The 20,241-nt window shown below is 70.9% G+C and carries 18 protein-coding genes; 13 read left to right on the forward strand and 5 right to left on the reverse strand.

The features are described 5' to 3' along the window. Positions 1–33: 33 nt before the first annotated feature. Positions 34–756, reverse strand: coding sequence for a GntR family transcriptional regulator (locus tag ABD817_RS25255; protein ID WP_344920615.1), 723 nt, complete (start codon positions 754–756; stop codon positions 34–36). 550 nt (positions 757–1,306) lie between these two features. On the opposite strand from ABD817_RS25255, the gene dapA reads away from it, so the two are divergent. The 12 genes from dapA to ABD817_RS25315 all read left to right on the forward strand — a co-directional run bounded on the left by dapA (position 1,307) and on the right by ABD817_RS25315 (position 13,956). Continuing rightward, on the forward strand, positions 1,307–2,233 hold the full coding sequence (dapA, locus tag ABD817_RS25260) for a 4-hydroxy-tetrahydrodipicolinate synthase (protein ID WP_344920616.1): 927 nt from the start codon (positions 1,307–1,309) through the stop codon (positions 2,231–2,233). A gap of 164 nt (positions 2,234–2,397) precedes the next feature. Next, positions 2,398–4,083 carry a ribonuclease J gene (locus tag ABD817_RS25265; RefSeq protein WP_344920617.1) on the forward strand — a complete coding sequence of 562 codons (1,686 nt, stop codon included), beginning with the start codon at positions 2,398–2,400 and terminating at the stop codon, positions 4,081–4,083. A 340-nt stretch (positions 4,084–4,423) separates the two neighbouring features. Continuing rightward, a complete protein-coding gene (kduI, locus tag ABD817_RS25270; RefSeq protein WP_344920618.1) occupies positions 4,424–5,236 on the forward strand; it encodes a 5-dehydro-4-deoxy-D-glucuronate isomerase in 813 nt (270 codons plus the stop codon). Continuing rightward, on the forward strand, positions 5,236–5,973 hold the full coding sequence (locus ABD817_RS25275; RefSeq protein WP_344920619.1) for an SDR family oxidoreductase: 738 nt from the start codon (positions 5,236–5,238) through the stop codon (positions 5,971–5,973). The genes kduI and ABD817_RS25275 overlap by 1 nt, the downstream gene beginning before the upstream one ends. Positions 5,974–5,990: 17 nt before the next feature. Next, a complete protein-coding gene (locus tag ABD817_RS25280) occupies positions 5,991–6,755 on the forward strand; it encodes an IclR family transcriptional regulator (protein ID WP_344920620.1) in 765 nt (254 codons plus the stop codon). Between the two features lie 104 nt (positions 6,756–6,859). Continuing rightward, positions 6,860–7,045: a tautomerase family protein gene (locus ABD817_RS25285; RefSeq protein WP_344920621.1), complete on the forward strand. Its 186-nt coding sequence runs from the start codon at positions 6,860–6,862 to the stop codon at positions 7,043–7,045. 271 nt (positions 7,046–7,316) lie between these two features. Next, positions 7,317–9,842: a DNA translocase FtsK gene (locus ABD817_RS25290; protein ID WP_344920622.1), complete on the forward strand. Its 2,526-nt coding sequence runs from the start codon at positions 7,317–7,319 to the stop codon at positions 9,840–9,842. A 101-nt stretch (positions 9,843–9,943) separates the two neighbouring features. Continuing rightward, positions 9,944–10,693 carry a helix-turn-helix domain-containing protein gene (locus ABD817_RS25295; protein WP_344920623.1) on the forward strand — a complete coding sequence of 250 codons (750 nt, stop codon included), beginning with the start codon at positions 9,944–9,946 and terminating at the stop codon, positions 10,691–10,693. A 156-nt stretch (positions 10,694–10,849) separates the two neighbouring features. Then, positions 10,850–12,259, forward strand: coding sequence for a 30S ribosomal protein S12 methylthiotransferase RimO (gene rimO / locus ABD817_RS25300; RefSeq protein ID WP_344920624.1), 1,410 nt, complete (start codon positions 10,850–10,852; stop codon positions 12,257–12,259). A gap of 25 nt (positions 12,260–12,284) precedes the next feature. Continuing rightward, positions 12,285–12,890, forward strand: a complete 606-nt coding sequence (gene pgsA / locus ABD817_RS25305; protein ID WP_344920625.1) for a CDP-diacylglycerol--glycerol-3-phosphate 3-phosphatidyltransferase — start codon at positions 12,285–12,287, stop codon at positions 12,888–12,890. A gap of 7 nt (positions 12,891–12,897) precedes the next feature. Beyond that, positions 12,898–13,401 carry a CinA family protein gene (locus ABD817_RS25310; protein WP_344920626.1) on the forward strand — a complete coding sequence of 168 codons (504 nt, stop codon included), beginning with the start codon at positions 12,898–12,900 and terminating at the stop codon, positions 13,399–13,401. A gap of 207 nt (positions 13,402–13,608) precedes the next feature. Beyond that, entirely contained in the window at positions 13,609–13,956 is a 348-nt protein-coding gene (locus tag ABD817_RS25315; RefSeq protein WP_030904158.1) for a helix-turn-helix domain-containing protein, read from the forward strand. On the opposite strand, the gene ABD817_RS25320 is transcribed toward ABD817_RS25315, so the two are convergent. From ABD817_RS25320 to ABD817_RS25330, 3 genes are all read right to left on the reverse strand, one after another. Next, positions 13,953–14,744, reverse strand: a complete 792-nt coding sequence (locus tag ABD817_RS25320) for an Fpg/Nei family DNA glycosylase (protein ID WP_344920627.1) — start codon at positions 14,742–14,744, stop codon at positions 13,953–13,955. The two genes, ABD817_RS25315 and ABD817_RS25320, sit on opposite strands and share 4 nt — an antisense overlap. A gap of 177 nt (positions 14,745–14,921) precedes the next feature. Then, positions 14,922–15,371 carry an RrF2 family transcriptional regulator gene (locus ABD817_RS25325; protein WP_344920628.1) on the reverse strand — a complete coding sequence of 150 codons (450 nt, stop codon included), beginning with the start codon at positions 15,369–15,371 and terminating at the stop codon, positions 14,922–14,924. A 20-nt stretch (positions 15,372–15,391) separates the two neighbouring features. Then, positions 15,392–17,062, reverse strand: a complete 1,671-nt coding sequence (locus ABD817_RS25330) for a condensation domain-containing protein (protein ID WP_344920629.1) — start codon at positions 17,060–17,062, stop codon at positions 15,392–15,394. Between the two features lie 309 nt (positions 17,063–17,371). On the opposite strand from ABD817_RS25330, the gene ABD817_RS25335 reads away from it, so the two are divergent. Further along, positions 17,372–18,550, forward strand: a complete 1,179-nt coding sequence (locus tag ABD817_RS25335; RefSeq protein ID WP_344920630.1) for an ROK family transcriptional regulator — start codon at positions 17,372–17,374, stop codon at positions 18,548–18,550. Between the two features lie 156 nt (positions 18,551–18,706). Here the strand turns inward: ABD817_RS25335 and ABD817_RS25340 are convergent, their stop codons facing one another. Next, positions 18,707–20,212 (reverse strand): glycoside hydrolase family 3 protein, encoded by a 1,506-nt coding sequence (locus tag ABD817_RS25340; RefSeq protein WP_344920631.1) that lies wholly within the window; start codon positions 20,210–20,212, stop codon positions 18,707–18,709. Positions 20,213–20,241 lie beyond the last annotated feature (29 nt).

A 20,241-nucleotide genomic window follows, 5' to 3' on the forward strand; every position in this document is an offset into this window, starting at 1 on the left:
GCCCCCGGTCGCGCCGGGCTTCGGGCCGGGGTGTCAGGGGTGCAGGGGGTGGGCGTAGACGAGGCGGAAGCGGTCGCCGGGGATGACGATGTCGCTGGTCTCCACCGGGCGGTCTCCGGCCCAGTGGGTGCGCTCGACGTGCAGGACCTGGACACCCGCGGGCAGGGCGAGGGCGTCGCTCTCGGCCGGCTGCGGGACGCGGGTGTAGACCTGCTCGACGATCTCGGTGACCTTGACGCCGATGGCCGACAGGCGGGCGATCAGCCCCCGGTGGCTCTCCTCGGCGGTCTCGCCGAACTCGGCGGGCTCGTAGGAGGTGGCGAGCTGGATCGGCTTGCCGTCGCCGCGGAAGACGTAGTGGGTGCGGGTGACCGGGGCCGACTCGTCCAGCCGGAGGCGGTGGGCGATGTCGGGGGTGGCGTCGGCGGGCTCGGCCCGCCAGTCCCAGGTGGCCCGGGTGCCCTGCGACTGGATGTCGGCGCCGAAGGGGGCGTGGTGGTCGTGGAAACGCCATCGGTGCAGGGGGAGCAGCACCGGCTGCTCTCGTACGTAGTGGCCCGAGCCGACGCGGCCGACGATCAGGCCCTCGGCGGCGAGCACGCGCAGCGCGTGCCGGGCGGCGGTCTCGCCCACGCCGTACTTTCTGGTCAGCTGGGCGCGTGAGGGGATCGGGGCGCCGGGGGAGAGGGAGCCGTCGACGATCTGGCGCCGGATGTCGGCGACGACGCGCAGGTAGACAGGATCGGAGCTTGCCACGTGTCCATCCCTGGGGGTCTGGGGCGTTGTCCCATCCTGTCGTATTCAATGCACAACGCAGGGTAATGGCCCTGATTTGGAGCTCCAACTTTACCGCCGCACCCAGAAGTGTCGAAAAATATCTCAGAGACCCTGTAACACCCGCGTAAGGACCACCGATTCAACGGTAGAGGTCGTCGATGTGTGTACCCCCGAGCACATATCGGCGGCCTCTTTCTCGTTCAAGGAAGCTCTCGCCACCGCTAAAGCGGACAAAGTTCTCCTTATTTCTCATAATTGGACATAAGGTGCATGGGGGTCGGTTTCTCGCCCGTCCCTCCCGCGGTGACCGCCCCGGCCGCCCCTGGCCGTCCCGCCGTCCGGGACGCCCCCTCCGCCCGGCGTACGACACGCTGCCCGCCCGGGTCCGTCGCCGCGGCGGTGTATATCCGCGTGTACGGTGTGCAGCGGGCACCTCGTGGCGATGTTCGCTCTTGGGCCCATCGGTGGACGGAGGTTAGGCGGGGTGGCGGGGTCCACCGTTTCAGCGGATCCAGGTAGCGTTCGGTCTATGGCAGCGCCAACTGGAACCTCCGACGCCCCCTTCGGCCGCATGCTGACCGCGATGGTCACACCGTTCACGAGTGACGGAGCGGTCGACTACGAGACAGCGGGGCGGCTCGCCACCTACCTGGTGGACGAGCAGCGTAACGACGGACTTGTCGTGAGCGGCACGACGGGGGAGTCCCCGACGACCACCGACGACGAGAAGGAGCGCCTCCTGCGCGCCGTCGTCGAGGCGGTCGGCGACCGCGCCACGGTCGTCGCCGGAGCCGGGACCAACGACACCCACCACAGTGTGGAGCTGGCCAGGGCCGCCGAGCGCGCCGGGGCCCACGGTCTCCTGCTGGTGACGCCGTACTACAGCAAGCCTCCCCAGGAGGGGATCTACCGCCACTTCACCACGGTGGCGGACGCGACGGCCCTGCCGGCCATGCTCTACGACATCCCCGGCCGAAGCGGCGTGCCGATCCGGAGTGAGACGCTGGCGCGGCTCGCCCGGCACGAGCGGATCGTCGCGGTGAAGGACGCCAAGGCCGACCTGTTCGAGGGGTCGCAGATCATCGCGTCCACCGGTCTGGCCTACTACTCGGGTGACGACACGCTCAACCTGCCGTGGCTGTCGGTGGGGGCCGTGGGGTGCGTCAGCGTGATCGGCCACGTCGCGGGCGCGGAGATCGCCACGATGATCGAGGCGTACCGCTCGGGGAACGTCCAGGGTGCGCTCGCCATCCATCGCAGGCTGCTTCCCGTGGTCTCCGCGATCATGATGCAGGCCGGTGGCGCGATCATGGCGAAGGCGGCGCTGTCCCTCGTCGGGAAGCCCGTGGGACCGATGCGGCCGCCCCTGGTGGAGGCGACCCGGGAGCAGCTCGCCAGGCTGCGCGAAGACTTGATCGCGGGCGGTGTGAAGCTGCCCGACGAAGTTGTGACATGAGATAAAGCACCGCGGCCCTCACCGGCCGCATCCGGGAGGAACGAGAGTTTGCGAGAAAGAAGACACAACGGTCCGCTGGGGGACGGAGTGCTCGGCGAGGGAGTAGTCCTGCTGCTCGCGGGTGCCTCCGTCGCGTGTGAGACCTCTGAGAGAGGTGTGGCCGGATGAGTCACCCCCACCCCGAACTCGGGCTGCCGCCCGCGCTGCCCGACGGTGCCCTGCGCATCGTCGCGCTGGGCGGTCTCGGTGAGATCGGCCGCAACATGGCCGTGTTCGAGTACGAAGGCCGGTTGCTGATCGTCGACTGCGGGGTCCTCTTCCCCGAGCCCGACCAGCCCGGCATCGACCTGATCCTGCCCGACTTCGAATACATCCGGGGCCGCCTGGACGACATCGAGGCCGTGGTCCTGACCCACGCGCACGAGGACCACATCGGTGCCGTGCCCTACCTGCTGCGCGAACGCCGCGACATCCCGATCGTGGGATCCAAGCTGACGCTGGCGCTGATCGAGGCCAAGCTCACCGAGCACCGCATCCAGCCGACCAAGCGCGAGGTCGTGGAGGGCGAGCGGCACGCGTTCGGGCCGTTCGAGTGCGAGTTCCTCGCGGTCAACCACTCCATCCCCGACGCGCTGGCCGTCGCGATCAGGACGCCCGCGGGCATCGTCCTGCACACCGGCGACTTCCGGATGGACCAGCTGCCCAGCGACGGGCGGCTGACCGACCTGGGCGGGTTCGCCAGGCTCGGCGCCGAGGGCGTCGACCTGCTGATGTCCGACTCGACCAACGCCGAGGTGCCGGGCTTCGTCACCAGCGAGCGGGAGATCGCGCCGGTCATCGACGAGGTGATCCGCACCGCGGGCAAGCGCGTGATCGTGGCGAGCTTCGCCTCCCACATCCACCGCGTCCAGCAGGTCATCGACTCGGCAGAGAAGCACGGCCGCAAGGTCGCGCTGGTCGGCCGCTCGATGGTGCGCAACATGGGCGTCGCCCGCGACCTGGGCTACCTGAGGGTCTCGCCCGGCCTGATCGTCGACTCCAAGGAGATCGAGGGCTGGCCGCCGGAGGACGTGGTGCTGATCTGCACCGGATCCCAGGGCGAGCCGATGGCGGCGCTGTCGCGCATGGCCAACCGCGACCACCCGATCCGGATCGCCGAGGGCGACACGGTCCTGCTGGCCTCCTCGCTGGTGCCGGGCAACGAGACCGCGGTCAACAACGTGATCAACGGGCTGTCGCGCTGGGGCGCCCGCGTGGTGCACAAGGGCAACGCGAAGGTGCACGTCTCCGGGCACGCCGCCGCGGGTGAGCTGCTGTACGTGCTCAACCTGACGCGGCCGTCCAACTTCATGCCGGTGCACGGCGAATGGCGTCACCTGCGGGCGCACGCCAAGCTCGCCGCGCTGACCGGGGTGCCCGACGACCACATCGTGATCGCCGAGGACGGCGTCGTGGTGGACCTGATCGACGGCCGGGCCAAGATCGTGGGCGCGGTTCCCGCCGGTTACGTCTACGTGGACGGCACCTCGGTGGGCGACGTCACCGACTTCGCGCTCAAGGATCGCCGCATCCTGGGCGAGGAGGGCTTCATCTCCATCGTCATCGTGGTCGACACCGCCACCGGCAAGCTCGCCGGGGGCCCGGAGATCCACGCCAGGGGATCCGGCATCGACCCGGCGATGTTCGACGACATCCTGCCGCAGGTCGAGCGGGCCCTCCAGGAGAACGCGGCCGACGGGGTGGTGGACATCCAGCAGGTCCGCCGCGTGGTCCGCAGGACCGTGGGGCGCTGGGTGAGCGACACCTACCGCCGCCGCCCGATGATCATTCCCGTGGTGGTCGAGGTCTGACCCCGCACCGTGCGGCGGTCTCACCGGCCGCCGTACGGACCATCGGGCCGCCCGATCGAGGCGGCCCCCGCCGCGCCCGTCGCAGTACGGGCGCGGATGCCGGCTTTCCCTTTAACGGGCCGACGGGTGCCGCCTCTCCCGCGGTGGGTCGGCGGACGCGGACCTTGGCCTCCATCCTTCTGACCCTCCCGGCGTCCTTCGGCGGCCGGGTGAGGGATCGTTTTCCGGGCGCCGGTGCCCGGGGGAATCGCGGTGGGTGCGTGAGGAAGGGGACCGTTGTATGCTTACATCGTTCTATGTAGCAGTCTCTAGTTTCATGTAATAGAACAATGGAGGGTCGATGGAGGTACGGCACGCCACGGCACCCGACCAGATCACCGGGGCGACGACCGACTGGCTGCGCCGCCGGTTCCTGGTGGAGCAGATCTTCGTCCCCGGGGAGGTCCGCCTGCTCTACTCCCACGAGGACCGCATCGTGGTCGGCGGGGCCCTGCCGGACGATGAGCCATTGAGACTGCACTGCCCCGACCCGCTCAGGTCGGAGTACTTCCTGGAGCGCCGCGAGCTTGGCGTGGTCAACATCGGCGAGCCCGGCACGGTGACCGTCGACGGCACCGCGTACCCCCTGGCCGCCAAGGAGTGTCTCTACGTCGGACGAGGGGCCCGCGAGGTGGTCTTCGAGGGGGGCGCGTTCTACCTGGTCTCCACCCCCGCGCACGCCACCCTGCCGACGACCGCCGCGACCCTGGAGGACGCCGAACCCGTACGGCTGGGCGGCCGGGACGGCTCCAACGACCGGACGATCTACAAGTACGTCCACGCCAAGGGCATCCGGAGCTGCCAGCTCGTGCTCGGCGTGACCGTGCTGGAGCCCGGCAGCATGTGGAACACCATGCCCTGCCACACCCACGAGCGCAGGACCGAGGTCTACCTCTACTTCGACCTGCCGCCCGGCGAACGGGTGATCCACCTGATGGGACGGCCCGACGAGACGCGCAACCTCGTCGTCGCCGACCGGCAGGCCGTCGTCTCCCCGTGCTGGTCGGTGCACTGCGGCTTCGGCACGAGGAGTTACTCCTTCGTCTGGGCGATGGGTGGGGAGAACCAGGCGTTCGAGGACATGGAGCAGGTCGAGATCGGCGAGCTGCGCTGATGTTCTCGCTGGAGGGCAGGACCGCGCTCGTCACCGGCGCGCGGACCGGGATCGGGCGGGCCCTGGCCGTGGGCCTGGCGGCGGCGGGGGCCGACATCGTGCTGCACGGCCGCGACGACGACCTGGACGAGGTCGAGGCCGAGGTCCGCGATACCGGCAGGCGGGCCTCCCGGTGGATCCTCGACCTGTCGGACCCCCGGGCCGTCCCCGAGGCGGCCGCGCGCCTGGGCCCGGTCGACGTGCTGGTCAACAACGCCGGGATCATCCGCAGGGCCCCGGCCGCCGGGCACCCCCACGCGTCCTTCCGCGAGGTGCTCGACGTCAATCTGGACGCGGTCTTCCTGCTCAGCCAGGCTCTGGGGGCGCGGATGCTCGCCCGGGGCTCCGGGAAGATCATCATGATCGCCTCCATGCTGTCCTTCCAGGGGGGTGTCAACGTCGTCGGCTACACCGCGGCCAAGCACGGCGTCGCCGGGCTCACGCGGGCGCTGGCCTGCGAGTGGGCGGGCTCGGGGGTGCAGGTCAACGCGATCGCCCCCGGCTACATCAGGACCGGCAACACCGAGCGGCTCTGGGACGACCCCGAGCGGGAGGCCGAGATCAGGGGCCGCATCCCCGCCGGGCGCTGGGGCACCCCCGAGGACCTCGTGGGAGCCGCCGTCTTCCTGGCGTCCGGCGCCTCCGACTACGTCAACGGGCACCTGCTGGCGGTCGACGGAGGCTGGTTGGCGCGCTGACCAGTAGGCTCACGACCGTGGTCAGGGAAGGCAGTTCCATCGACAAGGCGCTCACGGTGCTGGAGGCGATCGCCGAGCACCACCGGGTGACCGACATCGCCGCCGCGACGGGCGTGTCCAAGTCGACCGTGCATCGCATCCTCCAGTCGCTGGTCGAGTGGGGGTTCGCGCGGGCCGACGGCCGGGGCGGGTACGAGCCGGGGCCGCGGATCCTCACGCTGGCCGGCCGGGTCATGAGCCGCTTCGACCCGGCCCGTCAGGCCTCCGGCGCGCTCAACGCGCTGCACGAGCGGATTGGCTACACCACGCACTTCGCGATCCGCAGCGGGGACGAGGCCGTCTACGTCGACAAGCTGGAGGGCCGGCGGCCGTACCAGATGCCCTCGCGGGTCGGGATGAGCCTGCGCCTGCACTGCACCGCGATCGGCAAGGCGGTCCTGGCCCAGCTCGGCACCGACGAGGTCCGCGCCATCTGCGCCCGTACGGGCATGCCGGCCCCGACCCCCACCACGCTGGCGACGCCGGAGGACCTGCTGGCCGACCTGGCGTTGGTACGATCCCGCGGCTACGCGCTCGACGACGAGGAGAACCTGCCGGGCATCCTCTGCGTCGGCGCCCCGGTCTTCGACCACACCGGCCAGGTGCTCGGCGGCATCTCCATCTCCGCCCTCGCGATGGACATGGGCCGCGAGGACCTGGAGCGGTTCGCGCCCGAGGTCGTCTCCGCGGCCCGCGACGTCTCCGCCGCCCTCGGCGCCCCCGCCCCGGTGCCCAACGGCTGATCCGCCCGCCTCCCGGGTCCGGGTCCGGTCACGGCCGACTGTTGTTCCATGTAATGGAATGTGTTCTCATGTTATGCAATAACCTGAGCCTGGAGGATTTCGACATGCCGAACATCACCGTGGAACTCCTGTCCGGCAGGACCCTCGACCAGCGCCGCGAGTTCGTGGCCGCGCTGACCGAGGCGGCCGTGGGCATCCTGAAGGCGCGCCGCGAATCGGTGCGTATCGTCTTCACCGAGATCGAGAAGTCGGACGTGGCCAACGGCGGCGTCCTGGAGTCCGACAAGTAGCCCGCCCGGCGCCCGCCGCGCCCGGGACCGGCCGGATTCCCGGTCCGGGTGTTTCCCTTCCCCTCCCGGTGGAAGGAGCATGTCCCCGGGCGGGCGGGTCCTGGAGCCCGCCACGCCCGGGGGATGGTCATCCGTGACGGGCCAATGGGATATCCAGCTCCCTTCACCACTGTTCACGAAATATCGATCAATCTCGTGAAACGCCGCTGAGGGCCGGGCGCTCCGGCGCGTCGGCGCGCAATCCACCACCCGTCTCGTTAACCTCCCTAGCATGGCCACCCGTACGTCTAAAGGCTCCTCAGGAAAGCCCCCCGGCAAGGGGGCCTCCGGTCGTTCGGGCGCCTCCCGGGCCCGTACGGCCCCCGCCAGGCGGACGCCCGCCGGACGGCCGAGGAGCACGAGTCAGGCCCGCAGGCCCTCGCCCCAGCACGACCCGATCAGCTGGGTGCTCATCATGATCGGCAAGCTGTTCATGGGCATCTGGATGCTGCTGGCGGGGGGCATCGGCGGCGCCGCGCGGGCCCTGGGGCAGAACGCGCGCGAGCTCGACCCCGTCCACCGCCGCGACGGGCTCGGCCTGGCGGTGTTCGCCGGGGCGGTCGTGCTGGCGGCCATGACCTGGCGGAAGAACACCGGCACGGTCTCCACCGTGGTCGACGGTGTCATGCGCGGCGTCTTCGGCTCGCTGACCTGGGTGATCCCGATCCTTCTCGTGCTGCTGGCCTGGCGGCTGCTACGCCACCCCGACCAGAACGCCGACACCGGCCGGATGATCATCGGCTGGTCCGCCCTCACCATCGGCGTGCTCGGTATCGTGCACGTCGTCCACGACACGCCGTACCCCTCGGGGGGCAGCTCCGACGGCATGGACAAGGTGTCGGCCGCCGGAGGCATGATCGGCTTCATCGTCTCGGCGCCCCCGGCGAGCATCCTGCCGTCCTTCATCACCATCCCGCTGCTGCTGATCCTGTCGGGCTTCGGCGTCCTGGTGATCACCGCGACGCCGGTGCACCGGGTCCCCGAGCGGCTGGCCGAGATCCGGCACATGCTCTTCAACCGCGACCTGCCCCCCACGCCACGGGTGTCCAGGAGGAAGCCCTCCACCCGCAAGAAGCCGGAGCCCGAGGGCAACGAGCTGGGCGACCACGTCAAGCCCTACGACACGCCCCTGGTCGCCGAGACGCCCGGCGGGACTCCGGGACACTCCCCGGAGATCGTGCCCGGCCTGGTGGACGAGGAGGCGGGGGAGGGGGTCAGGGCCGAGCCGTCCGCGCCTCCCTCGCCGACCCCGGCCCCGCGCAAGGTCGAGCAGCTCGTCCTGTCGCCCCAGGCCGGTCCGTACACCCTGCCCGAGTCGCAGCTCCTGCGCCCCGGCACCGCCCCCAAGCCGCAGACGAAGGCGAACACCGTCGTCGTCAACGCGCTGACCAGCGTGATGGAGCAGTTCGCCATCGACGCCCAGGTGATCGGTTTCACCCGGGGGCCGACGGTGACGCGCTACGAGATCGAGCTCGGCCCGGCGGTCAAGGTCGAGAAGGTCACCGCGCTCACCAAGAACATCGCGTACGCCGTCAAGTCGGCCGATGTCCGTATTTTGTCCCCGATCCCCGGCAAGTCGGCGATCGGCGTCGAGATCCCCAACACCGACAAGGACCTCGTCTCGCTGGGCGACATCCTGCGCTCCCCGGTGGCCCAGGCCGACCACCACCCGATGATCGTCGGGCTCGGCAAGGACGTCGAGGGGCGCACGATAGTGGCCAACCTGGCCAAGATGCCGCACCTGCTCATCGCGGGCGCCACCGGCGCGGGCAAGTCGGTCTGCGTCAACGGGCTGATCACCTCGATCCTGATGCGGGCCACCCCCGACGAGGTCCGCATGGTCCTGGTCGATCCCAAGCGGGTCGAGCTCAGCGTCTACGAGGGCATCCCGCACCTGATCACGCCGATCATCACCAACCCCAAGAAGGCCGCCGAGGCCCTGGAGTGGGTCGTCGGGGAGATGGACCGCCGCTACGACGACCTGGCCGCCAGCGGCTTCCGGCACGTCGACGACTTCAACAAGGCGGTACGCACGGGCAAGCTGGTGCCGCCGCCGGGCAGCGAGCGGGTCTACCAGCCCTATCCGTACCTGCTGGTGATCGTCGACGAGCTCGCCGACCTGATGATGGTCGCCCCGCGCGACGTCGAAGACTCCATCGTCCGCATCACCCAGCTCGCCCGCGCCGCCGGAATCCACCTCGTCATCGCCACCCAGCGCCCCAGCGTGGACGTGGTCACCGGCCTGATCAAGGCCAACGTGCCCTCCCGGCTCGCCTTCGCCACCTCCTCGCTGGCCGACTCCCGGGTCATCCTGGACCAGCCCGGCGCCGAGAAGCTCGTCGGGCAGGGCGACTCGCTCTTCCTGCCGATGGGCGCCAGCAAGCCCATGCGGCTGCAGAACGCCTTCGTCTCCGAGAAGGAGATCGGTGAGATCGTCGGGCACTGCAAGGCCCAGATGACGGTCGAGTACCGCGAGGACGTGTCCGCCTCGACGGCCGCCAAGAAGGAGATCGACGAGGACATCGGCGACGACCTCGACCTGCTGGTCCAGGCGGCCGAGCTCATCGTGACCACCCAGTTCGGCTCGACCTCGATGCTCCAGCGCAAGCTCAGGGTCGGCTTCGCCAAGGCGGGCCGCCTGATGGACCTGCTGGAGAGCAGGAACGTCGTCGGGCCCAGCGAGGGGTCGAAGGCGCGGGAGGTCATGGTCAAACCCGACGAGCTCCCCGGCCTGCTGGCCGACCTGCGCGGGAGCTGACGGCGCCGTACGGGAATGGCACCCCCCGCCGCACACCTTCCGTCCGGTTACTGATTGAATAGGTGTCACTACGCAACGTCGGGGGCTGAGAGGCGTGCGCCATGGGCATTGGAAGCGATCTGGCGGATGCCAGGCGGTCGATGGGGATGACCGTCGGGCAGTTGAGTGCGCGGACGCGCATTCGCGAGGTTCTCATCCAGGCAATCGAGAGGAACGACTTCTCCCAATGCGGGGGAGATTTCTACGCGCGGGGCCACATAAGAAACATCGCCAAGATCGTCGATCTCGATCCGGAGTCGCTGGTACACCGCTACGACGAGCAGCACGGGGGCGTGCCGCTGCCGGTGCGGGCCTCCAGCGTCTTCCAGGCCGACATGCCCCTGAAGATCCGTGAGCGCCGCTCACCCAACTGGACGACGGCGATGGCGGTGGCCCTGGGCATCGTGGTCATCTTCGGCGTGGCGCGGACCATGAGCGGGGGCGACACTCCCGTGGCGGAGCTCCGCCCCATGCCGGTGCCCGCCGCGACGCCGCCGTCGGCCGGTCCCGACTCGCCGCGCCGGGCGGCGTCGCTGGCCGAGGGGAAGCGGCGCGACATGGTCGTCCTCCAGGTCAGGGCGAAGCGGACGTCCTGGCTCGACGTGCAGGACGCGGGCGGCCGGAGACTCTTCTCCGGAACGCTCGCGGCGGGCAAGACCTCGACCTGGAAGGCGAAGAGCGGGATGAGGGTCACCTTCGGCGACGGGGGAGCCGTCTCGCTGAAGGTGAACGGCAAGAACCTGGGCGCCCCCGGCCGCCGGGGGCAGGTCGTCAACCGCTCCTACGAGGCTCCCGCCGCCAAGAAGCGCTAGGTCAGGCCGTTTCCCGGCGTCCTTCCGGGCGTCGAGGGCCACCCGCGACGCAGGCGTGTCCGGGGCGGGGCGGGGGGTGCGGCGGTGCCTGAACGGGGCCTGAATGGGGGGAGGTGCATCGGGTGGTGGCCAACTCCCGATACCGTAGTGTTCACCATGTCATCCCGCCGAACCGCATCGCTGATCACGCTTGGTTGCGCACGCAACGAGGTCGACTCCGAGGAACTCGCCGCTCGTCTTGAGGCTGCCGGTTGGCAGCTGGGCGACGACGACCCCGATGTCGTCGTCGTCAACACGTGCGGCTTCATCGACTCGGCGAAAAAGGACTCCATCGACACGCTGCTCGCCGCGGCCGACTCCGGGGCCAAGGTGGTCGCCGCGGGCTGCATGGCGGAGCGGTACGGTGACCAGCTCGCCGACGCGCTGCCCGAGGCCGCCGCCGTCATCTCCTTCGACGACTACACCGACATCGGCACGCGTCTCGACGACGTGCTGGCGGGCAAGCGGCTCGTCCCGCACAGTCCCCGCGACCGCAGGACCCTGCTGCCCATCTCGCCTGTAGAGCGCGCCGCCGCCCCCAGGACCGCCATTCCCGGCCACGGCGAGCTGCCCGAGGGCGTGGCCCCCGCCAGCGGCCCCCGGCCGCTCCGCAAGCGCCTGGGCGACGGCCCGGTGGCCTCGCTGAAGCTGGCCTCCGGCTGCGACCGGCGCTGCACGTTCTGCGCCATCCCCGCCTTCCGAGGGGCGTACGTCTCGCGCCGCTCCGAGGAGCTCCTCGGCGAGGCCGCCTGGCTGGCCGGGCAGGGCGTCAAGGAGCTGGTGCTGGTCAGCGAGAACTCCACCTCCTACGGCAAGGACCTGGGCGACCTGAGGGCGCTGGAGAAGCTGCTGCCCTCCCTCGCCGCGACCGAGGGCGTCGAGCGGGTGCGCGTCAGCTACCTGCAGCCCGCCGAGCTCCGCCCCGGGCTGCTGGAGATCATCGCCTCGACCGAGGGCGTGGCCCCCTACTTCGACCTGTCCTTCCAGCACGCCAGCGGCACGGTGCTGCGCCGGATGCGCCGCTTCGGCGACCCCCGGCGCTTCCTGGACCTCCTGGAGTCGGTCCGCGCCCACGCCCCGGAGGCGGGCGTGCGCTCCAACTTCATCGTGGGCTTCCCCGGCGAGACCGAGGAGGAGTTCGGCGAGCTGGTGGGCTTCCTGGAGGAGGCGAGGCTCGACGTGATCGGCGTCTTCGGTTACTCCGACGAGGACGGCACCGAGGCGGCCTCGCTTCCCGGCAAGCTCGACCAGGAGATCGTCGACGCCCGGGTGTCCACGCTCACCGAGCTGGCCGAGGAGCTCATGGCCCAGCGGGCCGAGGAGCGGATCGGCACCGAGGTCGACGTCCTGATCGAGGAGGACCTGGGCGACGGCGGCTACGAGGGCCGCGCCGCCCACCAGGGGCCCGAGGTGGACGGCTCTGTAACGGTCCAGGGCATCGGGCTGGTCCCCGGCCAGATCGTCCGGGCCGTCGTGGTCGACTCGGAGGGGGTCGACCTGATCGCCCGCATCAAGGCGGCCCCATGAGCGCGCCGCCGGGCCGGGAGAGCGTATGACCAACACGCCAGAGACCGGCACCGACTCGACAGCGGCGTCCGCGCGCCCCAAGGTGAGCGCCTGGAACATCGCCAACGTCGTGACGGTGATACGGCTGGCGATGGTTCCGTTCTTCGCGGCCTGCCTCTTCCTGCCGGGATCCGGCTGGCGGGCCGCGGCGCTGGTGGTCTTCATGGTGGCCTCGCTCACCGACCTGCTCGACGGCGAGCTGGCTCGCCGCTACGGCCTGATCACCGACTTCGGGAAGATCGCCGACCCGATCGCCGACAAGGCCCTCATCGGCGCCGCCCTGATCAGCCTCTCGATCCTGGGGGAGCTGCCCTGGTGGGTCACCGTCGTGATCCTGGGCAGGGAGCTGGGTGTGACCGCGCTGAGGTTCGCGGTCATCCGGCACGGCGTCATCCCGGCCAGCTACGGCGGGAAGGTGAAGACCGTCCTGCAGATCGCCGCGATCGTCTCCTACGTCTGGCCGGGCGTGCCCGACCTGATCCGCTGGGTCGTGATGGGCGCGGCGGCCCTCGTCACCGTCGTCACCGGCCTCGACTACGTGATCCGGGCGATCAAGCTGCGGCAGGTCGCGAAACGGGCGCGGGCCATATGAGGCTGACATGAGTCACCGCCTGCTCGCGGCCACCGAGGTCCTCTCCCTTCTCGTCCGCAGGGGCGAGACGGTGGCGGTCGCCGAGTCGCTGACCGCCGGGCTGATCTGCGCGGCCCTCACCGGTCCCTCCGGGGCCTCCGCGGCCTTCCTGGGCGGGGTCGTCTCCTACTCCACCGAGCTCAAGCACCGGCTGCTGGACGTCCCCGCGGACCTGCTCGCCCGCGAGGGGGCCGTGCACCCGAAGGTCGCCGCCGCCATGGCCGAGGGGGTACGCCTCCTCGCCGGTTCCACGTACGGCCTGGCGGTCACCGGGGTGGCCGGTCCGGACCCGCAGGACGGTAAAGCGGTGGGCACCGTGCATCTCGCCGTTAGTGGCCCGGAGGGGCGGGTATGGCACCGGGATCCGCGACTCGCCGGGACGCGCGACCAGATCCGGGAGTCGACCGTGAACGAGGCCGTGGACCTCCTCCGAGGTGTGCTGGAGACGAACGTGAGGGAACATTCAGGGTGATTACCGCGTTACGTCCCCAGCGAACATGCTCCACATGGTCTGCCGCGTTGTCGGTTGATACAGGTACGGTGGAACTGTGAGTGAGGTAAAGGTCAAGCGATGATGACGGCGAGGAGTATGTACCAAGGGTCGCGTTCGAAGAACGGGCGGCACGAACCGATAGCGCGGAGTGTCGTGAAGACATCCGCGCCGGGGAGGGAGCGACAGATGGTCCTGCTGCGTCAGCTGCTCGGTGACGTGCTGCGGCGGCTGAGGGTGCGGCAGAGTCGCACCCTGCGTGAGGTGTCCACACTGGCTCGGGTTTCCCTTGGATATCTTTCCGAGGTGGAGCGTGGTCAGAAGGAGGCCTCCTCAGAGCTGCTCGCGTCGATCTGCGGCGCCTTGGGCGTGCCGCTTTCACAGGTTCTCCGTGAGGTTTCCGATCAGTTCGCCCTGGCCGAGCTGCAGCATGCTCCGGTGCTGGCGGGCGATGTCCCCGAACGGGAGCGTCTGCCGATTCCCGAAACCGTTCCCGATTCCGTTTTCCCCGAGGTCAACGACATGGTCGCCGCCTAGCCGGTCGGTTGTTCCGGCTGGCAGTGACGGCACCAGACGATCAGCCGTTCCTGCGGCTGTGCGCCCATCTCCCCACGACTGATCCGACGCCCGCAGCGCAGGCAAGGCCGCCCGGCCCTGCCGTAGACCCAGGTGCCCCGTCCCGGACGGAGGTCGCCCGTCGTCGTCCTGCTCGGGCGTTCCTTGTTCGCGTCCATCAATCGTCGCGCGATCGACACGATCGCCCCCAGATCCTCAACCGCTCCCACGGGTCGCCACGGCGACACTCCGGCGAGGAACAGCGTCTCGGCGCGATAGATGGTGCCGATTCCCGCCAGGTTGCGCTGATCGAGCAGCGCGACCCCGATGCTCGTTTCAGGCCGTCGTGCCAGCCGCCGTACGGCTTCGGTCTCGTCCCAGTCCTCCCCGAGCAGATCGGGTCCGAGATGGCCGACGAGCCGTCCCTCCTCCTCGGTCGAGACCAGGTCGACCATGCTTAGCCGCACCCCCGCCGCCTGCCATTCAGCGTTGGCCAGCACCAGGCGGACGACGTCGCCCCCGGGCAGCCTCCGTCCAGCGGGTGAGATCTGCCAGGAGCCCTCCATCCGCAGGTGGGTGTGGACGGTCAGCCCGCCCTCGACCCTGGTGAGCAGGTGCTTGCCGCGCGAGACGGTCTCCAGCACCGCGCGTCCGGTCAGGTCGGCCGTGGAGTGGCGTGGCACACGGAAGTCCGAGCGGGTCAGCACCCGTCCGTCGAGCGCCCGGCCGAGCCGCAGGGCGGAGCGGTGGACGACATCACCCTCGGGCACGGTGTCCACCCCGAGCCGCGGGCCGGTCCCGGGCGGCGAGCCGGTCCCGGTCGGTGGATCGTTCTCGCGAGGCGAGCCGACACCGTGGGGCGAATCGGGCGAATCGGTCACGCGCGGTGAGCCGGTCCCGGGTGGGCCGGGCCGGCCGGACCCCGGTGGGCGGCCACACCGGCACGGTCAGTCCCAGGCCGCGGGGTCGGCCGACAGGCTGCGGACCCGCTCGGGGAGCGATCCGGTGGCCACGTTCTCCAGGGTGACCTCCTCCAGGATCGCCCGTTCGCTGGCGCGCAGCGCGATCCAGACCTGCTGCAGCGACTCGGCGGGGCCCCGGTAACCGACGTGCTCGGGCCGTTCCCCCCTGACGTTGGCGAGCGGGCCGTCAACGGCACGGATCACATCGGCGAGACTGATCTCGGCGGGCGGGCGGGCCAGCACGTAGCCCCCCTCGGGGCCGCGCTGGCCGCGGACCAGCCCGGCACGGCGCATCTGGAGCAGGATGTTCTCAAGATACTTGGGAGGCATGTCCTGCTCTTTGGCCAGCTCACCCACCGTGGTAGGGCCGTCACCCGCGGCGGCGAGTTCGGCGGCGGCGCGGAGAGCATAGTCGACACGAGCGGATAGGCGCATGTAACCGATTATCCCGCCTGCTATTGGTTCCTTACGCGTGAGGGGCCGAAGGAGGTTGAGTGGCGTCCGTCGCCCTCGGTGACGACGGGCCCGTAGAGCGACGCGCCGGTGTGTCCCGGGGCGTGTACGACGTAGTGGTGAGGTGCCATCGCGGAGGTGCGGCCCGGCAGCAGGGCGAGGCAGGCGGCGCGGATCTCCTCGGGGGTTCCGGAGGTGACGTGGCAGGTCAGACGCCCGTCCGGGTCATGCGTCACGAGATGGGGACGCCCCTGCACGGCCTCGCCGACGAGCCGCTCGACCGCGCCGAGGTTCACCCAGCAGGAGTCGGTGTAGATCCATCGCGGATCACGCTCGATAGGCGAAATTCCCGATATATTCGCAATGTCGGAAGCCTGGACGTCCCCGTCTCCGGCCGCGATCAGCAGCCGGACGAGCCCGGTTCCAAAGCCCTCCGCCTCCGCCCGGCTCATCACCCTCGGGTCGATCCAGAGGGTCAGGTCCACCACGTCCTCCAGCCGGTTGGCCCAGAGCGCGAGGTGCGCGGGGAGCGAGGCCGAGGGAAGCCAGCCGCACTCGATCTCGGCGAACGGCGCGGGCTCGGGCTCGGGGAGGGTGACGCCGCTCATGTCGTTGAAGACGCAGTCGCGGGCGAAGTCCACCCCCCGCTCGGTGTTGACGGCCTCGATCACCTCCCAGAGCGCCACCGAGTCGAAACGGCTGTGCTGGTATCCGGAGAGGGAGGCACCGCGGAAACGGCGGACCGCCTCGTCGAAGGTGGGGACGTCGAGGTCCGCGGTCATCAGCGCGTCCTGGGCGAGTGGCCCGACGTAGTCGCGCAGCTCGGGCCGTACCCGGTTGCTCGCCAGTGACGCGATCACGCAGGTCCGCTGGGAGTTGCGCAGGCCGACGAGGACGCCGAGGGCGGCGAGCGTGACCGCCGAGCGGCTGGCGCCCGTACGGCTCGCGGCGGCCTCCAGCGCCTCGGCCGCCACCGCCGAGCGGATCCGCAGCCGGGGCCGGATCGCGTCGGCGTCGGCCTCGGCCGCCTCGTCGATCGCGAACATCGACTGCGGCGCCCGCCGAAGCCCGCTCTCCCAGTGCCGCAGGGCCGCGGTGTTCCGGCGCAGGGTCGCCGGGCTCCCCTCCGCGGTCGCGAGGTCCAGCGGCTGCATCGGGCACGGTGCCGGTACGGCGATCCCCCGGATCAGGCGCTCCCACTCCCTCATCACGGTGGCCAGCCCGATGGCGTCCACCGAGGTGTGGGGCAGAACGAAGATCACCAGGCGGGGCGCCTCCCCCTCGGTGACCACGGCGACCCTGATCGGGAGCTCGGCCTCCAGGTCGAACCGGGTGCCCTGCATCCGCAGACCCACCTCCTCGGCGACCTCGTCGAGGAGACCGGTCCCGGCACCGTGTATCTCGATGGGCAGGGAACCGGCACCGGCCACGACCTGGACGTCCGAGTGGATGGTGGCCCGCAGTCCCTCGTGCCGGGAGAGCAGGCGCCCGACCGCCTCGGCGACGGCGGACAGGGGCGTCCCCTCGGGGAGGTGCTTGGTGACGCGGAAGTTCATGTGGAGTGGCGGGTCGCGGAGCACGCACCGCGCCATGTTGGCCTGGCCCATGGTCACGGGCCCCTGCCGGGTCCGCAGACCCGTGTATTCGGCCGCGATCGTGATGACGGTATCCATGTCGAAACCTGCCTCGCCACCCGACGGCAAGGGTCTTACTGAAAAGAACCTTTACCGTTTTCGGGAGTGTTCCACGCGCCGGGCCGACGTCGCAAGCCCTTGATTTCCGGGCCTCGAGGTGGTGGGCACGCGGGAGGCGGGGGGCGAAACGGCGGTGAGCAGGGGCGCGACGGCGCCGGGACACATCCTCGTCAGCCCCCGCCGGGTCCGGGCGGGGCTAAACTATCAGGAAGCCTTATTAAGAATAGAACCGTTATTCTTGCTTGAAAGTAATCGCGACGGGGAAACGGCGAACAAGAGAGCATGCGTATGGAGCGACGTCCTGGCGTGCCCAGGCTATTGAGGGAGATCAACGACAGGGCCGCCCTGGAGCTGTTGCTCGCTTCCGGGCCGTTGACGCGGGGGCAGATCGGCGAGCTCACGGGCCTTTCCAAGGTGACGGCGTCTCAGACGCTCGCCCGCCTGGAGGGGCGCGGGCTGGTGGAGGTCGCGGGGGAGCAGGCGGGTGGCCGCGGGCCCAATGCCGCGCTTTATGGGATTATTTCCTCCTCGGCCTATGTGGCCGGTCTGGATGTCGGCCCGGAATTCGTCACGACCGCCATCGCAGATATCCACGGGGAGATCGTCGCCGAGGTGCGGGTGGCACCCAGCGGACACGACGATCCGGTGGCCCTCGTGCACAACGCGGTGGTCAAGGCGTGCCGGTCGGCCAAGGTCGCGCTCTCCAAACTGCGCTCGGTCGTCATCGGCACCCCGGGCGTGGTCGACCCCCGTACCGGAGACGTGCGGTTCTCCTTCGACCTGCCCGGCTGGCACGAGGGCATCCACGAGGCGCTCGCCCGTGACCTGCGCCGCGACGTCAGGATAGAGAACGACGTGAACCTCGTCGCCATCGCCGAGCGCACCCTGGGGGCCGCCCGCGAGGTCGACGACTTCGTGCTCCTGTGGGTGGGGCGCGGCATCGGCCTCGGCGTCGTGCTCGGCGGGCGGCTGCACCGGGGCCGGTCCGGCAGCGCGGGCGAGATCGGCTACCTGCCGGTGCCCGGGGTGCCGCTGGCCGAGGACGTGCGGGCCGTGCCGGGCAGGCTGCCGTCGCTCGCCGGGGGTCTGCAGTCCCTGGTCAGCGCCGAGGCGGTCGCCGAGCTCGCCGCGACGTACGGCTTCGAGGGGGAGAGCGCCGCCGAGTGCGTCGCGGCGGCGGTCGCGGCGGGGGAGCGGGGAGAGCCCCTGATCGACGACATCGCGGGGCGGCTGGCGCTGGGGGTGGCGTCGGTGTGCGTCGTGCTCGACCCCGGGCTCGTGGTGCTCGCGGGGGAGGTGAGCAGGGCCGGGGGCGACGAGCTCACCTCCCGGATCGAGGAGGCGGTGGCGAGGAGCTGCCCGGTCCGGCCGCAGGTGGTGGCGAGCGAGGTGGGGGGCAACCCGGTGCTGCGCGGGGCCGTCATCGCCGCCCTGGAACAGGCCAGGGAGGAGATCTTCACCTCCTGAACGGCGAGTTCCGGACGGCGAATCCCGAGCGGCGAATTCTGAGCGGTTGATCCCGGGCGGCGAACGGCCGTCGCGGACCGCCCGCTGGTGCTCCCCGTGGGACGGGCCGATCGTGGAGGCCGGGGGGAGCTAACCCGCAGGTCGGCGGGGCGGGGATCAGCCGGGGTGCCTGCCCGAGAGGAGTTCGGCGGCGGCCTGACCCGAGGCGGTGGTCGCGCCGTGGGTGGTGATGTGGACGGCGCCCGGGGTGGCCGGGCCCGGCAGGCCCATCTCCACCACGATCGCGTCGGGGCGCCGTGACAGCAGGGCGCCCAACCGGTCCGAGACCCAGGCGTGCCGGTGGGCGTCGCGTACCACGATCACCAGCGGGCGTCCCTCGAGGGGTGGCGGGACCGGGTCGCCGGAGCCGAGCCGCAGGGCCGTCGTGCCCGGCAGCAGCGCGGCCAGCGGCGCGGCGACCCCCCACGGGGTGGCGCGGTCGACGGCGATGTTCGTCTCGGAGACGAACTCGATCACCTGGGGCGCGGCGGGCAGCGGGAGCCCGTCACCGCGGACCCGCAGGGCCCGCCTGGCCGCGGCGAGCCCCGAGGGCCTCCCCGCCGGGCCCGTCTCGCCGGCCGTCCGGCGTCGCTCCGCCGACCAGGCGGCCAGGCGGCGGACCCGGGAGGCGGCCTCGGCCAGGCGTTCCTCGGAAAGGGTCCCGTCGGCCACCGCGCCCATGATGGCGTTGCGCATGAACCCGACCACCCCGGGACCCTTGCGCTCGCCGCCCACGCAGATCGCGTCGGCCCCGGCGGCGAGAGCGCGGACCGCCGCCCCGGTCACGCCGTACCTCTCGGCCACCGAGGGCATCTCCACGCCGTCGGTCACGATCAGGCCGTCGAAGCCCAGCTCCTCCCTGAGCAGCCCGACCAGGATGCGGGCGCTCATGGTGGCGGGGAGGTCGGGGTCGTATGCGGGCACGAGCAGGTGGCCGGTCATCACGGCACGCGTCCCGGCCTCGATGGCGGCCCGGTAGGGCGGGAGCGTGGTGGCGGCGAGCTCCTCGGCCGAGTACGCGACGGTCGGCAGGTCGTCGTGCGAGTCGACGGCGGTGGCGCCGTGGCCGGGGAAGTGCTTGGCGCAGGCGGCGACCCCCGCCGACTGGAGGCCGGTGACCCAGGCGCGGGCGTGCCGGGCGACGAGCCGGGGGTCGGCGCCGAACGCGCGGGTGCCGACGACGGGATTGTCCAGGTCGGAGTTGACGTCGACCACGGGAGCGTAGTTGAGGGTGATGCCCGCCTCGGCCAGGTCGAGGCCGATCTCGCGGGCGACCCGCTCGGTCAGATCGGGGTCGTTCACCGCGCCGAGCGCGAGGTTGCCGGGACGCGAGCTGCCGGTGAGCGCCTCCAGCCGGGTGACGTCGCCCGCCTCCTCGTCGGTGGCGATCACCACGTCCGGGTTCTCCGCGCGCAGTGCGGCGGTCAGCGCCCTGGTCTGCTCGCTGTCTACAAGATTCCGGGAGTAGAGCGCAACCCCGCCGAGCCCCTCGGCGAGCCGTCTCCGCAGCCAGTCGGGCACCTCCACGCCCACGAACCCGGGCTGCAACACGGTGTCGGCGAGTCCGGCCAGTTCGGGGCTCGCGCCGTTCGGTCCGGTCGTCCGGCCACCACGAACGGTCATCAACGCCTCCAGGTCGGTTCACGGCAAGT

Origin of the sequence: Streptosporangium oxazolinicum, from assembly GCF_039537505.1 — a bacterium.
GTDB classification, from domain to species: Bacteria; Actinomycetota; Actinomycetes; order Streptosporangiales; family Streptosporangiaceae; genus Streptosporangium; species Streptosporangium oxazolinicum.